This window comes from Campylobacter concisus (genome assembly GCA_002092835.1).
GTDB lineage: Bacteria > Campylobacterota > Campylobacteria > Campylobacterales > Campylobacteraceae > Campylobacter_A > Campylobacter_A concisus_K.
Genome location: LVWL01000019.1, coordinates 287,042 through 300,266, shown reverse-complemented (window position 1 = coordinate 300,266; position 13,225 = coordinate 287,042). Strand labels below are relative to the sequence as shown.

At 40.1% G+C, this 13,225-nt stretch carries 14 protein-coding genes and 2 pseudogenes; 6 read left to right on the top strand and 10 right to left on the bottom strand.

The window, feature by feature from the left end; translation table 11 throughout:
• From A3835_05860 to A3835_05850, 3 genes and pseudogenes are all read right to left on the bottom strand, one after another.
• The coding region (locus A3835_05860) for a transcriptional regulator (GenBank protein ID ORI07985.1) at window positions 1-318 on the bottom strand (318 nt) is incomplete at its 3' end.
• A 115-nt stretch (window positions 319-433) separates the two neighbouring features.
• A pseudogene (locus tag A3835_05855) lies at window positions 434-1,072 on the bottom strand (dihydrodipicolinate reductase).
• 27 nt (window positions 1,073-1,099) lie between these two features.
• Window positions 1,100-1,474 (bottom strand): cupin, encoded by a 375-nt coding sequence (locus A3835_05850; GenBank protein ORI07984.1) that lies wholly within the window; start codon window positions 1,472-1,474, stop codon window positions 1,100-1,102.
• Window positions 1,475-1,768: 294 nt separating this feature from the next.
• Between A3835_05850 and A3835_05845 the strand changes: the two genes are divergently transcribed.
• The 6 genes and pseudogenes from A3835_05845 to A3835_05820 all read left to right on the top strand — a co-directional run bounded on the left by A3835_05845 (window position 1,769) and on the right by A3835_05820 (window position 6,896).
• Complete coding sequence (locus tag A3835_05845) at window positions 1,769-2,701, top strand: hypothetical protein (protein ID ORI08000.1); 933 nt, start codon at window positions 1,769-1,771, stop codon at window positions 2,699-2,701.
• 118 nt (window positions 2,702-2,819) lie between these two features.
• Window positions 2,820-4,609, top strand: a pseudogene (locus A3835_05840) (elongation factor 4).
• A 202-nt stretch (window positions 4,610-4,811) separates the two neighbouring features.
• Window positions 4,812-5,042 carry a tautomerase gene (locus A3835_05835; protein ID ORI07983.1) on the top strand — a complete coding sequence of 77 codons (231 nt, stop codon included), beginning with the start codon at window positions 4,812-4,814 and terminating at the stop codon, window positions 5,040-5,042.
• The gene (locus A3835_05830) at window positions 5,036-5,758 is read left to right on the top strand and encodes a hypothetical protein (GenBank protein ID ORI07982.1); all 723 of its coding nucleotides are present in this window, start codon (window positions 5,036-5,038) and stop codon (window positions 5,756-5,758) included. The genes A3835_05835 and A3835_05830 overlap by 7 nt, the downstream gene beginning before the upstream one ends.
• An 11-nt stretch (window positions 5,759-5,769) precedes the next feature.
• Window positions 5,770-6,327 (top strand): hypothetical protein, encoded by a 558-nt coding sequence (locus A3835_05825; protein ORI07981.1) that lies wholly within the window; start codon window positions 5,770-5,772, stop codon window positions 6,325-6,327.
• A complete protein-coding gene (locus A3835_05820; GenBank protein ID ORI07980.1) occupies window positions 6,327-6,896 on the top strand; it encodes a phosphoribosyltransferase in 570 nt (189 codons plus the stop codon). Before A3835_05825 ends, A3835_05820 begins: the two co-directional genes overlap by 1 nt.
• 97 nt (window positions 6,897-6,993) lie before the next feature.
• Here the strand turns inward: A3835_05820 and A3835_05815 are convergent, their stop codons facing one another.
• From A3835_05815 to A3835_05785, 7 genes are all read right to left on the bottom strand, one after another.
• Complete coding sequence (locus A3835_05815) at window positions 6,994-7,626, bottom strand: YggS family pyridoxal phosphate enzyme (protein ID ORI07999.1); 633 nt, start codon at window positions 7,624-7,626, stop codon at window positions 6,994-6,996.
• Between the two features lie 2 nt (window positions 7,627-7,628).
• On the bottom strand, window positions 7,629-8,738 hold the full coding sequence (locus A3835_05810; protein ORI07979.1) for an RIP metalloprotease RseP: 1,110 nt from the start codon (window positions 8,736-8,738) through the stop codon (window positions 7,629-7,631).
• 74 nt (window positions 8,739-8,812) lie between these two features.
• Window positions 8,813-9,709 (bottom strand): hypothetical protein, encoded by an 897-nt coding sequence (locus tag A3835_05805; protein ORI07978.1) that lies wholly within the window; start codon window positions 9,707-9,709, stop codon window positions 8,813-8,815.
• Window positions 9,710-9,711: 2 nt separating this feature from the next.
• Window positions 9,712-10,257: a CDP-diacylglycerol--glycerol-3-phosphate 3-phosphatidyltransferase gene (locus A3835_05800; protein ID ORI07977.1), complete on the bottom strand. Its 546-nt coding sequence runs from the start codon at window positions 10,255-10,257 to the stop codon at window positions 9,712-9,714.
• Window positions 10,258-10,291: 34 nt separating this feature from the next.
• The gene (locus A3835_05795) at window positions 10,292-11,080 is read right to left on the bottom strand and encodes a 7-alpha-hydroxysteroid dehydrogenase (protein ID ORI07976.1); all 789 of its coding nucleotides are present in this window, start codon (window positions 11,078-11,080) and stop codon (window positions 10,292-10,294) included.
• Window positions 11,080-11,949: a 4-hydroxy-tetrahydrodipicolinate synthase gene (locus A3835_05790; GenBank protein ORI07998.1), complete on the bottom strand. Its 870-nt coding sequence runs from the start codon at window positions 11,947-11,949 to the stop codon at window positions 11,080-11,082. The genes A3835_05795 and A3835_05790 overlap by 1 nt, the downstream gene beginning before the upstream one ends.
• 26 nt (window positions 11,950-11,975) lie before the next feature.
• Window positions 11,976-13,217 carry a protease gene (locus tag A3835_05785; protein ID ORI07975.1) on the bottom strand — a complete coding sequence of 414 codons (1,242 nt, stop codon included), beginning with the start codon at window positions 13,215-13,217 and terminating at the stop codon, window positions 11,976-11,978.
• Between the last annotated feature and the right edge of the window lie 8 nt (window positions 13,218-13,225).

Sequence of the window (13,225 nt, the reverse complement as noted above, 5' to 3'; positions counted from 1 at the left end):
GCCTTCGATCTTGCCACCAAGTGGGCAGGCTTTAGGTGAGTCAGAGTGGATCTTAAAAAGTTTTTCTTTATCATTTACCGCGTTAAAAATTTGAAGGAGGGTTATATCTTTTGGCTCTTTTGCAAGACTCACACCACCAACTCCAGCTACGACATTCACAAGTCCTGCAGCCTTTAGAGTGCCAAGCAGGCGCCTAACTATGACCGGATTTGTGTTTATACTACCCGCTATAAATTCGCTCGTGACTTTCTCATCTTTGAAAAAGCAAGCTGCTAAAATTACATGGATCGCAGTTGAAAATTTGATCCCTACTTGCATGATCGTCCTTGAAATTTTTTCTGATTATACTTTAAATTTTTACTAAAAGCAGTTTATTTTCAGTTTAGATTTGACAAGCCGACTTTTTGTGCCAGCTATGTCAAATCTATAATTTTTATGCTCGCTCGCCAACTGCTGTAAAGCGTTTTTGTATAAATTTTTTGTTTTTAGTTCTTCTATGATCGCAAGCGCAAGGTCTGCATAGCTTATGTAGCTCTCATTTTTTGAGTTTAAGATGAGGTTATCTCCGCCAAGCACGTATTTGCCAGTACGAGCACCATTTGTGTCGTAGTCGCCTGCTGGGCTTACGTATGTCCAAAGCAAATCGCTCCTATCTTTTAGCTCAAAATAAGACTCCGCAGTCGCCTTTGCCACACCCATATATGCTGCCGGGAAGTCCGGCGTATCCATTAGCATAGTGCCCTTGCTATCAACAAATAACGTACCAGCACCACCAACTACAATGAGCCTAGTACTAGTACCTTCTAGTCAATTTATAAGGTGAGCGGCCACTTTTTTGTGAAGTGGAAAAGTTTCTTCGCTCCATGCTGCAAATACGCTGATCACCGCGTCAAAGCCAGCTAGATCAGCCTTTGTTAGCTCGAAGATATCTTTATTAAGTAACCTTAACGCCCCCATTTTTATACTCTTTGTTTCTAACGATCGCTGTGACGTCGTAACCTTGTTTTAGTGCCTCATTTACTAGATTTGCACCGCTTTTGCCGTTTGCTCCGATGATTGCTATTTTCATTATTTCTCCTTTAAATTTTGTTTTTAAATTTTACAGCCAGCTTGACTTTACGTCATCAACTATCACGCCGTCACTCATAGTGTATTGCTCTAGGCTACCGTGTTTTGTCTGGATACAGATCATTTTAATGCCGTTTTTGCCAGCTCTAAAGCACCTTTTGCCCTCTGGGTCTATGCGCACCGCGTCTCCTTTTCCAACTGCTATCACTTCGCCATCAATAAAAAGCTCACCCTCACCCTCTAGGATGATGTAAAGCTCCTCGTTTTGCTTGTGCGCATGGATAAATGGCACGCTCACATTTGCCGGAAGCTCGTTTATAGATACCTCACAGCCAGTTAAATTTAAAGCCTCTTTTAGCTCAACTCTTGGCTCGTTTGCGATCTTTGCAACTTGATAATTTTTCATTTCGTTCTCCTTGTCCTTATGTTGTAATATTTTTATTTGCAACTGATGAGCGAAGTATAATAATTTTTAGTTGTAATGTCAAGAGTTACAACAAAATTTTTATCATTTTTAGAAATTTAATCTTTAAGCGGCGCTAAAGCAGATGCAGGGCATATTTATACAGTTTTTAGCTTGCCAAGCCTCTAGTCAGGTGGCGCCAGAGCTTGCTATGGATGCTTAAAATTTATCAGTAAAAGGTAGTCATTTTAGATGCAAGAGACCCACTCTCATTACTCCCACGCCGAGCATGGCGGTATGCACATTCACACTAGCAATAAAACTGTTTTAAGAAATTCTTTTTTTCTAATTTTCACATTTATGGTAGTCGAGGCTGTCTTTGGCTTCGTTTCAAACTCGCTTGCGCTCATCAGCGATGCATTTCACATGCTCTCAGACGCTGCTGCTCTCTTTTTGTCGCTGGTTGCTTTTAAGATCGCAGAAAAAAGGGCAAATTTACAAAAGACCTTTGGCTACAAAAGGGTCGAGATCATCGCCGCTTTCATAAACGCCATCGCTCTTATCACACTTGCTGTTTTTGTAATAGTAGAAGCGATCATCAGGCTTTTTAACGAGCCAGAGATCAAAGTTGAGACGATGCTTATAGTTAGTATTTTGGGGCTTATTATAAATTTAGTCGTGGCTATTTATATGCATAAAAGCGCTGATACAAAAGAAAATTTAAATATGAAAGGTGCTTATCTGCACGTGCTTGGTGATACGCTTGGCTCAGTTGGTGCGATTATCGCGGCTTTGTTTGTGATGAAATTTAACTTCACGCAGGCCGATAGCATCGCAAGTATCTTTGTCTCGCTACTCATCATAAAAAGTGGCGTTAGCTTGCTAAAAGATAGCTTTAATATCCTGATCGAAGCCGTGCCACTTAAGCTTGATACGGATGAAATTTTAGGCGTTATAAAGGGTGTAGATGGCGTTAAAATCGTGCATGACCTGCATATCTGGGCGATAAATGCTGGCACAAACGCGCTCATAGCCCACGTGGTGGTGGATGATGCGCTAAGCGTGGCTGAAATTTCAAATATGATAAAGCACATCGAGCATGAGCTTTATCACGTTGGCATCGGCCATGTCACGCTTCAGTTTGAGAGCGAGAGCCTTGGGCACAAAGCTGGTCTCATCTGTGAGCTAAATGACGATGAAGGACATGAGCACTTTGGATATTGTCATTAAGATTTTTGAGAATAGAGCCAAGTTCTATTGGCGGGCTTATGATAAAAATATATTTATTGGCATTTAAATCAACTTTAGGCAAAATAAAGCCCAAAATTTAGTAAAAAGTAAAGCTTATATGAAAAACATCAGAAATTTTAGCATCATCGCTCATATCGACCACGGCAAAAGTACGCTTGCTGACCGCCTTATTCAGGAGTGTGGCGCCGTCAGTGACCGTGAGATGAGTAGTCAGATCATGGATACGATGGATATCGAAAAAGAGCGTGGTATCACGATCAAAGCTCAATCTGTCCGCCTAAACTACACACTAAATGGAGAAAATTTTGTTCTAAATTTGATAGACACTCCAGGTCACGTCGACTTTAGCTACGAGGTGAGCCGATCTTTAGCCAGCTGTGAGGGCGCACTACTAGTAGTGGACGCTAGTCAAGGCGTAGAGGCACAAACCATCGCAAACGTCTACATCGCACTTGAAAACAACTTAGAGATCATCCCAGTGATAAATAAGATCGACCTGCCAGCGGCTGATCCTGCTAGGGTAAAAGACGAGATCGAGCACATCATCGGACTTGACTGCTCAGGAGCGATTGAGGTGAGCGCAAAAAGCGGCATCGGCATAAAAGAGCTGCTTGAAGCGATTATCACAAGAATTCCTGCGCCAAATGGTGATGCAAATAAGCCCACAAAGGCACTTATTTATGATAGCTGGTTTGACAACTATCTTGGCGCGCTTGCTCTTGTGCGTGTTTATGATGGTGAAATTTCAAAAAATGATGAAATTTTGGTCATGGGCACGGGCAAAAAACACATCGTGCTAGACCTCATGTATCCAAATCCTATAGCTCCGATCAAGACCAAAACGCTTAGCGCTGGCGAAGTTGGTATCGTGGTTTTAGGACTTAAAAATGTTAGCGACGTGCAAGTTGGAGATACGATAACGCAGGCTAGAAATCCTCTAAAAGAGCCAGTAGGTGGCTTTGAGAGGCTAAGCCGTTTGTTTTTGCGGGACTTTATCCAATAGAAACTGATAAATTTGAAGATCTGCGTGACGCACTGGATAAGCTAAAGCTAAATGACAGCTCCATTAGTTATGAGCCAGAGACCTCGATCGCACTTGGATTTGGCTTTAGGGTTGGTTTTTTGGGTCTTCTTCACATGGAGGTCGTCAAAGAGAGGCTGGAGCGTGAGTTTGATCTTGATCTCATCGCCACAGCGCCGACTGTGACTTATGAAGTCATCCAAACTGATGGGCTAAATTTAAAAATTCAAAACCCAAGCCAGCTACCACCAGTCAATAAAATAGACTCAATCCTTGAGCCATACGTGAAAGCGACTATCATCACGCCAAGCGAGTTTTTGGGCAACATAATCACACTTTTAAACAACCGTCGTGGCATACAAACAAAGATGGATTACATCACGACTGATCGCGTGCTGCTAGAGTATGACATCCCGATGAACGAGATCGTTATGGACTTTTACGACAAACTAAAATCAAGCACAAAAGGCTACGCGAGCTTTGATTATGAGCCTAGCGACTACCGCGTAGGCGATCTAGTAAAGCTTGATGTCAAAGTGGCTGGTGAAACGGTCGATGCACTCTCTATCATCGTGCCTGAGAGCAAGGCACAGACAAAGGGCAGGGACTTCGTAAAGGCGATGAAAGAGATCGTTCCGCGTCAGCTTTTTGAAGTGGCGATACAAGCGAGCATCGGCAACAAAATAATCGCCCGAGAAACCGTAAAATCAATGGGTAAAAACGTCACAGCCAAGTGCTACGGCGGCGACATCACTCGTAAGAGGAAGTTGCTAGAAAAGCAAAAAGAGGGTAAGAAGAGGATGAAGGCCATTGGCAAGGTAAATTTGCCGCAAGAGGCATTCCTTTCGGTCTTAAAAATAGACTAGCGGCTTATCTTTTGTGCCCTTTTGAAAGAGTTAGTGAAATTTTTGCTTGATGAACTGCATGTTCTATCTGCACCAAAATTTCACGTCACAGCTTTCAAAATCATCACAAAATATCTCGCCTTATTGTGAGCTGGCGATACGGCCGTATTTGGTTTTTGTTTTTGATTAAATTTTAAGTACTAAATTTACAAAAAGGAGCACTATGCCATTTGTGAAAATTTGCGTGACAAAAGAGGGTGATAGCCCAAGCGTGGAGCAAAAAGAGAAGATGATAAGCGGAGTTACAAAGCTAATAAGCGAAATTTTAGGTAGAAGCGCTCAAAATACCGTTGTCATTATCGATGAGATCGATATGAATAACTACGGCATCGCAGGTGAGAGTGTAAAAAATCTCCGCAAAAAACAAAAAGAGCAAAAGGAAGTAAAATGCTAAGAACGACATTATTTGCAGTTTTTGCAGCTATCTTTTTAACTGGTTGTGTGGCTAAAGCTAGCCTTTGTCTATCGTGCGAGGGAATAGACGGTGTGCAAAGTGCGAGCATAAATAGTGAAGATAAGATGTACTTTGAAGAGGTTATGAGGATACCGGCTGATTGTAGTGCTTGTAAAGGCAGGGGTGATGGTCTTTTTATAAATGGTGTCAAATATAAAAGTGATGTAGCAATAAACTGCTGCTTGGAAAAAAATATGATCGATACTAATGTTGGATTAAAAAAGGTTTATTTCCACAGGATCGTCGATGCTAGAAGTAGTGCTAGATCGATATATTACACAGGTGTTGAAGGAAATACTGCAGTTTTTAACTCAAATCCACGCCTTGAAGTGCTTTTTTATATGTTTTTACAGCGTGAGTTAAATTCTCGTGGAATCGTTGTTGTCGATACTCAAACATCACCTTATACGTACAGGCTTGATTTTAGATTTGACGAGCTTAGGGGAAGCTACTCAGGAAGTGCAGAAATTTTAAACGGACATCTAAATGGGCTTCTTATTCTTTCAAATATAAATTTCAAAAAAACATTACCTATCTCGACTAGACACCATGTGGAGAAGCTAGAGGCTTCAGAGTCTGGTCAGTTTGACTTTTTTATCGCACTTTTAGTTAAACAAGCCGCGATAAAAGTAGCCGATGAGATCACTAAACTTTAAAAGGAAAAACGATGAATAAATTTAAATTTTTAGCTATTTTTGGACTTTTTGTTTTATTTTTAACTGGTTGTGCACCAAGTCAAAGTGTTGTCGCATTTGATCCATATAAGGTTGCAGTAAGCCAACAAAATAGCGGCTTTGAGGCCTATATAAGCGCAGTACATGATAACCGAAAAAACAAAAGTACCATTGCTACGATCACTGATAGCAAAGGCACAGTAAAAGAATATGTCGTGCTTCAAAACGATCTTGCTACTTATTTTAGTGATTCGCTCAAAAAAGAGCTTATGGCGCGCGGTGCAAATGTAAATGGAATGGGTGGCGTCGTGGTTGAAATTTTTATCAACGAGTTTGAAGCAAATATGAGCGGATACGGCACTGATAATACAAAAGGTAATATTAAGATTACACTTAAGATCCAAAAAGGCGATCAAAGCATCGTTAAAAACATTTCAAATAATCAAACCAAATTTGAGTTGATTCGTACAGGCGGAGCATTTAAGCCATTTTTAACTGAGATCATAAATGATGCCATCAAACGCACAGCAATTGCTATTTTAAATAGCTAATGTTTTGTGCGTTTTGCAAGAGCTTTACGCTAAATACATTTTGTAAAATTTGCTCACAAATTTTAAGCGAGCCAAGCCCGACAGTAAGAGAACTAGAGGGCTTTAAAATTTATAGCTTTTACGGCTACTCTGAAATAAAAGAACTCATCCACTCCAAGCACCAAATGCACGGATATTTTATATATAAAAACTTAGCCAAATTTGCATTTAATAAATTTGCTAAAAGCTTTAGCTTTCCAGAGCAAGTCTATGCTTTGCCAATAGATGATAGAGTTCATTTTGGCTACTCGCACACGGCTATTTTGGCAAATGCACTAAGGGCTAAAAATCTAAAGCCCATATTTCATGCACTGCATGCAACCAGTAAGATCAGCTATAGTGGCAAGGATTTGCAATTTAGACAAAATAACCCAAGAAATTTTAAAATCCTAAAAAAGGTCACTGCGCCAGTTATTTTAGTAGATGATATCGTAACCACTGGCACAACGATACTTGAGGCTAGAAATACTCTAGAAAAAGCTGGTGTAAAAGTACTTTTTACTCTAGTTTTGGCTGACGCTAAATATTAAATTTTAATTTTTTCTCAAGTCTCTTTGGCTAGAAATTTACATAGCTCCAGCAGTAATCTATTTCGTTAGTGGTAGGGGCGTGCAAAAAGCGATAAATTTATAGATAAAGCATTGTCCCAAGGCGAATCATATTTGAGCCACATTTTATCGCTAGCTCGAAGTCACTACTCATACCCATCGAGCAGATAGTTGCACCTTTTGGCTTTAGGCTCTCATAAATTTTATAAGTTAGCTCAAAGCTCTTTTGAATCTCTTTTGGCTCATCCATATGTGCTCCGATACTCATCACACCTTTTAGATTGATATTTTTGCACTCGCTTTGGATACGCTCATAAATTTCTGCCGCATTTGCTACGCTTACACCTTGCTTTGTATCTTCATCAGCCGAGTTTATTTGAAGCAAGATATCGAGCTTGTAGTCGAGTCTTTTATCGACCTCTATGGCCCTTTCAAAGCTATCGCAGCTTTGCCAAAGTGCGGGCTTTAGACTTACCATTTGATTTATTTTGTTATTTTGCAATCGGCCGATCATATGCCATTTTATATCAGCAAAATTTTGCAGTTCTAGCTCTTTTTTGGCTAGCTCTTGGACTCTATTTTCGCCAAAATTTCTTTGCCCTTGCGCGTAAAGCTCTCTTACTTCAGTGCATGTCACATTTTTGCTAACGGCGATGAGCGTCACATCTTTGCTTAAATTTTCTATCTTTTCAAGCAGCTCTTTTAAAACTATCATCATAAACCTCCACTTAATCTCATAATATCATTAAAGGTTGCAAGCATCATTATACCAAGCAGTAATGCCCAGCCGCAGTAGGTAAGCGTCGTGAGCACTCGCTCATTTACCTCGCGTCTAAAAATTAGCTCATATAGGTTAAAAAGTATGTGCCCACCATCAAGTGCAGGGATTGGGAATAAATTTAGGACACCTAAATTTACTGAGATTAAAGCGACGATTGTCAAAAGTACGCCAAGACTTATTTTTGCGGCTTTTGAAGTGACATCAGCGATCTGTACAATGCCACCGACCTCTTTTAGTGGCACAGCTCCGCTTACTAGCTTGGTAAAGCTTTTAAAGATTAGTTTTGATGCCTCTAGAGTTTCATTGTAAGCAAATTTTAGACTACCAAAGCCTCTATGATAAATTTTTACCACTTCGCCATTTGGAGAAATTCCAATAAGCGGACGCTGCACCTTTTCATTAAATAGATTTATCGTCTCGCCTATCTTTGGTGTTAAATTTATAGTCATTTGCGAGCCGTTGCGATCTATCAAAATGGTGCTTGGCTCTAATTTCACATTTTTACTGATCTCATCCCACTCGTTTATCTTTACGCCGTTTATGGCTAAAATTTTATCGTTTTTCATAAGTCCAGCGCTGGCAGCCGCCGAGCCGTCAGCTATGTGTCCAACGCTTGGCGCAAGTCTCTCAACACCGATAAATCCAAGCAAAATGTAGATAAAAAAGGCCAAGATAAAGTTAAAAAATGGTCCTGCAAAAAGGATATAAATTCGCTTTAGTGGGCTTAGCACGTTGTAGCTATCACGGTCGTAGTTTTTGGCCTTTGGGTCGGTGTCGTCTTGACCTTTTAGCTGCACGTATCCACCAAGTGGGATCGCGCTTAGGCAGTAGTCGGTGCCGCCAACGCTTTTGGTGTAAATTTTCTCGCCAAAGCCGATGCTAAAGGTGTTTATCTTTACGCCAAGCGTTCTTGCTGCCAAAAAGTGGCCAAGCTCGTGAAAAGATATGAGAAAACTTATGGCTAAAACAGTCACTAAAAAATAAAACGAATACGCATAAAGCCCAAGGCAAAGTAGGGCTAGCGTGAAGAGAATGCCTTTCAAAACTTACCTTTTTGAAAAAATTGATGAGATTTTAGCCAAAGTTTATAAATTTACTCTCAAATTTGCCTTGCCATCTAGGCGAAAATTTCTCTTAGCCAAGAGAGCACTTTGGCTCTATTTAGTCCTTTGCTGACACTAAAATAAGTTTTGTCTTTATCGTCTAGGTCAAATTTTAGATCAAAACGTGACTTTACTTGATCGATAAATGGTTTTAAATTTAATATATCAGGATAGGGCAAAGCGTCATTTGGCAGCTCTTGCAAAAAGCTCATGCCGTCATCATTAAAATTTATTCTAGCCCTTGGCACAGCGTCGTCTCTAAGCTCTATCTCAAATGTGCGGTCATTTATAAAAGGGGCAAAAAGGCGAATTTCTAAGTGAAATTTACCGGCTAACTCCTCATCGCTTAAGCCTTGATTGCTAAACCAGTAGCCAAAATTTACAGCATTTAGCGAGATATCAAAATCATAAGGATCATTAGGAGTCGCACCGATACGATGAAAGAGCTCATATATGGGCAGCTTTGCTTGCAAGCTATCATAATAGTCATAAAGCTTGGCAAGTAGCGGATGCGAATGGCCAGCCTTCTCTTGCAAGCGTAAAATTTCAAAGATATATCTATGTGCAAACGAGCGGTGCGATATCGAGCGAGTAGCTTGCATGTTTAGATAGTCTAAAATTTCAGGGCTTTTTGAAAAGCTCATCGCACTCCAAATGCCACGCAAAGTCTCTACGTCGTTATCAAACGTATCAAATTTATCTGCATGGGTTTTGTCGTATTCTAAAGCGCAGCTTAATAAAAATTCATCTAGCTCAGGACTGATCACACCGCCAATCTTTTCTAAATTTTTAGCATCGTGATAAAAATTTGTGTTGATGATCTTTTGATTTAGTTTTTTGGCTCGTTTTTGCAGAGCTGGCTCTAAATTTGTAGTGTGTTTTAGAATTATCTCTTGCAGGTCACAGCTCAAATTTAACTCTTTTTCATCGCTTTTACGTAGGCAAAAATGTACTCAAACCCAGAATAAAGCGTGAGCGCAACAGCGATCCAGAGCAAAAGCTCGCCACCAGGCCAGCTCATCAGTAAAAATCCAACCGCAAACATCTGCGAGACGGTTTTCACTTTACCAGCCATCGAGGCCGCGACCTCGACGCCGTCACTTGCCATCACGACACGAAAGCCAGTTATAAAAAACTCTCTTACCAAGATAAGATAAACAGCCCAAGCGCTCGCTCTACCTAGCATCATAAGGCCTAAAAATGCAGCTAAGATCAGCATCTTATCAGCTAGCGGGTCGAGGATAGCGCCAAGTTTGGTCTTTTGATCCCAACTTCTAGCGATATATCCGTCAAAAAAGTCAGTCACCGAGGCGATCACAAAGATGAGAGCCGCGAAATAATTTATCCAGCTTATATGAATTTGCGCAAAAATTTCTGGCGCATTTACGAGCATAAAAAACATAAGCGGAGCTAGCAGTATCCTAAAAAATGCCAGTGAATTTGGTAAATTTAAGCTCACAAATATGCCTTTATGCCTGTAAATTTCAAATTTCTCATTTAAATGTCGTGCCGCCGTCTATCACAAATGTATGTCCAGTCACCCAGCTGGCCTTAGACGAGCATAAAAATAGACATGCTCCTGCTAGATCAGTCGGCTGTCCCATGCGGTTTAGAGGGCTAAGCTTTGCCGTCATATCGCGCACCTCTTCGTAGTTTGTAAAGGCTCTTAGTGCGTCTGTCTCGATAGGGCCGCCACTTACGACGTTTACACGGATATTTTTCTCGCCAAGCTCGGTCGCAGCGTATCTTGCCATGGCTTCAACGGCTGCTTTTGCTGTGCCGTGACCTGCGTAGTTTTCGATATATACTAAATTTCCAGTCGATGATAGGCTGATGATGCTACCACCACCCACTTTTTCCATACGTTTTGCAGCCTCTTGAGTGCCTACAACAAAGGCATTTACGGTTGCTGTAAAGATATTATTTATGCCTCTTGGTTTTAGCTTCATAAATTTAGTGTATCCACCAGCTACTGCACGACCTGAAATAATTGCATTTGATATAAAAAAATCAATCCTATCAAAGTCCTCATCTATCTTTAAAAATAGCTCTTTATAAGTTTCTGGCTCAAGGATATTTAGCGCATAGGCTCTGGCTTTTATCTTGTAAGTAGCCTCAAGCTCTCTTGCTTGCTCATTTGCAAGTTCTTCGTTTGAGTTATAGGTAAATGCTATGTTGACGCCAGCTTTTGCAAATTCTTCAACTATAGCTCTACCGATACCTCTAGTGCCGCCACTGATAACTAGTGTTTTACCTTTAAATTCGTTTAGTGTGTCCTTCATTAAAATCCCTTTATTTCATAATTTTTTATTACTTCTTCGATTTTTTTAAAATTTTCTTTACTTGGTTTGCAAAGTGGCAAGCGATACTCTAAAGAGTCGATGAGTCCGGCTAGATACATCGCTGCTTTGATCGGTATCGGGTTGCTTTCGCAAAAGAGTGTTTTATTTATCGTGTATAGATTGTCATTTATTAGTTTTGCTTTTTTGTACTCTTCGTTCATTGCAAGGTGCGTTAGCTGAGAAATTTGATCTGGTAATAGGTTTGCAGTGACTGAGATGACGCCCTTGCCGCCGTTTGAGAGGATAGGGTAATTGATCGCATCTTCGCCGCTGATGACTACTAAATTTGGCTCGTGAGCCAGTAGATCGACGCATCTATCGATACTGCCTGTAGCCTCTTTGATACCATAGATATTTTTACACTCTTTAAAAAGTCTAAAAACGGTCGTTGGCAAGATATCCACGCCAACTCTACCTGGAACATTATAAAGAAGCACAGGAATTTCAATGCTATTTGCAATGGCTTTGTAATGCTCATAAAGCCCTTCTTGCGTTGGTTTGTTGTAATAAGGTGCAACTGAAAGAATACCATCAGCACCATGAGCTTGGGCAAATTTAGCTATACCAATAGCCTCGTGAGTGGCGTTGCTGCCAGCACCAGCGAGCACTTTAACGTCTGTACCTTTACATGCATCTACGGCTATTTCGATACAAATTCTATGCTCATCATGCGTTAGTGTTGCACTCTCACCAGTAGTTCCAACTGGCACAACGACATCTATGCCGTGTTTTATCTGTCTTTTTATTAGCTTTTCAAAACTGACTTCATCTACTTTTTGATTTTTAAATGGCGTAATGAGTGCGGTCATCGCACCTTGAAGCGAATTTTCCACGTTTATTCCTTTTTTAAAATTATTGTTGTGCTGGTTTTTTCATTAAAATATCTATTTGCTATCTCTTTTAAAAGTTTTGCATCAATTTTATCGATATTTTTTTCAAGTTCATAAAGTGGCTTTATATCGCCTCTGGCAAGGTACGAGCCGTATAAATTTGCTACTTTGCTTGCACTTTCAAACGAATAGATAAAGTCGCTTTTGATTAAATTTTTAACTCGCAAAACATCGTTTTTGTCGATAGGGTTGCTTTTAATATCCTCTATAATCTTTAAAATTTCAGCCTCAACCGCAGTTGCCTCGACATCTGGGTTGCAAACTGCTAAAAATATAAATAAATTTTCATCAACACAGCTCATATTGTAAGCGTAAATTTGATTTACAAGCATGAGCTCATCGACTAATTTTTGCTGTAAAACCGAGCTTTTGCCAGTAGCTAGATATTCACTGATCGCATTTAGACCTACTTGATCGGCGTGTTTAAAATTTGGGATTTTGTAAGCGATCGCTAGCATTTGTGTTTGGCTATCTTTGTAGATGATAGCCCTTCTTGCGCCGTCTTGCTCAGGCTCTTTGCAGTGTAGTTTTGGGATAGCTCTTTTGTTTTTTACGCCGCTAAAGTTTTTCTTAGCTAGCTTAAATGCCTCATCCTTGCCGATGTCGCCACTTATCATCAAAATGGCATTTTTTGGTTGATAAAAAGTAGCGTGAAATTCTTTTATGTCGGAGATATTCCAGTTTTCTATATCTTTTATAAAACCTATCGGAGTCCAGTGGTATGGATGGTAGATAAATGCGTGATTGTAGAGTCTAAAGTAGAGGTATCCCATAGGGTTGTTATCTGTTCGCCACCTACGCTCTTCATGTACCACATCTCGCTCTGGCTGAAATTCTTTATCTTTTAGACTTAAATTTTTCATAAGCTCAGCAAAAAGGCTAAGCGTTTTATCTAAATTTTCATTTGAAGCTTTTATAAAGTAGTGGGTGTAGTCAAAGCCTGTACTTGCGTTATTTACGCCGCCAAAGCCCTTTACGATCTCATCAAACTCCCCAGCGCGTAAATTTTTGGTTGATTTGAAATTTAGATGCTCTAGCATGTGAGCTATGCCGCTTTTGCCCATCACTTCGTTTCTAGAGCCAACTTTGTAAAAAACATCGACGCTTATCACTTTTAAGCCAGGATTTACTGGCACGTAATAAATTTCAAGTCCATTTTCTAATTTTGTTTTATTAAATTTTATCAATCTTTTGC